1 protein-coding gene and 1 pseudogene are annotated in these 2197 nt (G+C 56.1%); one reads left to right on the top strand and one right to left on the bottom strand.

Annotated elements, in window-relative coordinates; all coding sequences use genetic code 11:
* Positions 1 to 819, bottom strand: a pseudogene (locus tag ASILVAE211_RS25715) (IS110 family RNA-guided transposase); the annotation flags it as partial.
* A gap of 277 nt (positions 820 to 1096) precedes the next feature.
* Between ASILVAE211_RS25715 and ASILVAE211_RS25710 the strand changes: the two are divergent.
* Positions 1097 to 1912: an IS5 family transposase gene (locus ASILVAE211_RS25710; RefSeq protein ID WP_227324201.1), complete on the top strand. Its 816-nt coding sequence runs from the start codon at positions 1097 to 1099 to the stop codon at positions 1910 to 1912.
* Positions 1913 to 2197 lie beyond the last annotated feature (285 nt).

Raw genomic sequence — 2197 nt, 5'->3', positions numbered from 1 at the left:
GGTATGTGTTGCCACGCTTTGTGATTCCTAAAAGACGTATCTTCCCGGCAGTCGAATGCTGTTTCGGCACAAGCTCCAAGCAAGCTCCAAGATTTCGAGCGGGACTAAAACTTTCGGCGGTCCCAATAGCGGCAACGAGTGCCGTGGCGTTTAAAACCCCGATCCCGGGAATGATGGGGAACCGGCACATCGCTTGAACGTTACGAGCAATCGCGTTGAACTCCGCGTTCAGAGCACCAAATTTGTCATCTGGTACTTCCCATTCTGCGCGTAAGTCTACAACAAGCTGCCGCACGCGAGGTGATAGACCAGCACCCTCATCACCTAATAGATTGTCTAAGCCTGTTCTAGCTTGCGGTGCCCCGTAACAAAAATGAGCCCGCGCTCGAGAAGGATCGCACGTAGCTGGTTGATAAGGGTTGTTCGTTGCGCGACAAGCCGCGATCGCAACCGATGCAGGGTTTGGATAGCCAGCTGCTCCCCGCTTTTATGTTCAACAAACCTTATCGTGGGCCGCGAAGCGGCTTCCGCAATGGCCTCGGCGTCGCAGTCATCATTTTTCTGCGCTCTCACGTAGGGGCTTACGTATTCCAGAGACATAAGACGAACGGTATGACCGCGCCCACCGAAAATTCGCCCAAGGTGATGAGTGCCGCAACACGCCTCCATTGCTACAACACAGGTCGGTAGCTTGGACACAAACTCAATCAACGTTGCGCGCCGCATTGTTCGGCCTAAAACTACCGCTCCGCGGTCGTCCACACCAACAACGCTGCAGCTATTCTTGCCAATATCGATACCTAAAATGGCGATCGTCATGGATCCGTTCCGCCCGGTTCATCCAAGCTCCAGACATTATATCCGAAGCCGCAGACGGGCGGACAATTCCATAATCAACACCTAGTGGAAAGATCGCCGTCAGAATGACGCAAGAAGCCAGCCTAAAGGCCGGCTTCATGCCGCACTCTCAGCCCGAGTGAGCGCCAATATGTTTGCCTATTGAAAAAGGTCAGCAAAATCTAAGAAACCTTTGGGCGGCTGGTCTCCACTAGAGCGTGTCATGTACTTTTCGTTGGCCATGTCGTAAATGTAGGGCATGAGGAATGCCCGCACCCGCAAGCCATATCCATCTGATGTCAGTAACGAAGAGTGGTCGCTTGTGGTCGGGTATCTGACCTTGATGAAGGAAGATGCGCTGCAGCAGGAGTATCCGCTGCGCGAACTGTTCAACGCCCTGCGGTATGTGATCCGTTACGGTATAGCTTGGTGTGCCATGCCGAACGACCTCCCGCCTTGGCATGCGGTCCACCAGCAGGCCCACCGGTGGTTGGCAGCGGGATGTTTCGAGACCGTGGCGCAGGATTTGCGCGCTGTCCTCCGTTTAGCCGCAGGGCGCCAGGGGGAGCCGACGGCCGCGATCATGGACAGCCGCACTCTGCGCTCCACGCCTGAAAGTGGCACTCGCGCCGGCTATGACGGTGCCAAGCGGAAGCGTGGATCTAAGGTTCATCTGGCGGTCGATACGCTCGGCCACCTGCTCGCTTTGCATGTGACGGCAGCCGATGTCGGCGACCGTGAGGCTGTCGCCCGCCTGGCTGCCGATATCCAGGACGCTACTGGTGGTGCAGTGTCTGTTGCCTATGTCGATCAGGCCTATACGGGCGAGACAGTCGCAAACGCCGCCGCGGCGGAAGGCATCAGGCTAGAGGTCGTTAAACTGCCCGAGGCCAAACGAGGCTTCGTTCTCCTACCCAGGCGATGGGTTGTGGAAAGGTCCTTTGCATGGGCCACACGGTGCCGCAGGCTCGTCAAAGATTATGAGCGTGTGGCTACAACCCTGGCTGGCTTCCATGTCATCGCGTTCGTCGGCTACATGCTCAAACAAGCCGCAAATCTCATGCAAGGTGCATGACACGCTCTAGGTCAACTGGTAGCCGGATGAAGGCATCCTCAGCTTCAATTGTATACGACGCGGACAGGAGCCACTCGTGGCTGGCTTCCGCGCCGATTAACGCCCCATGCTTCCGGCTTATAAGCTGGATCCATGAGGAGCAGCACGATATCGAGTGCCGTGATATTATTTGTAGAGTAGTCGACTCCGATTTCAGCTCGCGGCGGCGGCCCACCAAGGGTCTGCGTCGGCCAATCAGTTCATCTGCGATTAAGATCATGGCTAAGTCTCCATTAAAATTAGAGC

It is taken from the genome of Acidisoma silvae (genome assembly GCF_020618775.1).
Classification (GTDB): domain Bacteria; phylum Pseudomonadota; class Alphaproteobacteria; order Acetobacterales; family Acetobacteraceae; genus Acidisoma; species Acidisoma silvae.
Note: the sequence above shows the minus strand (reverse complement) of the source record. Positions and strands in the feature narration are given on the sequence as shown.

Excerpts from the sequence above, each read along its gene's own strand:
- ASILVAE211_RS25710 (WP_227324201.1), top strand. The coding sequence starts at position 1,097 with ATGAGGAATGCCCGCACCCGCAAGCCATATCCATCTGATGTCAGTAAC.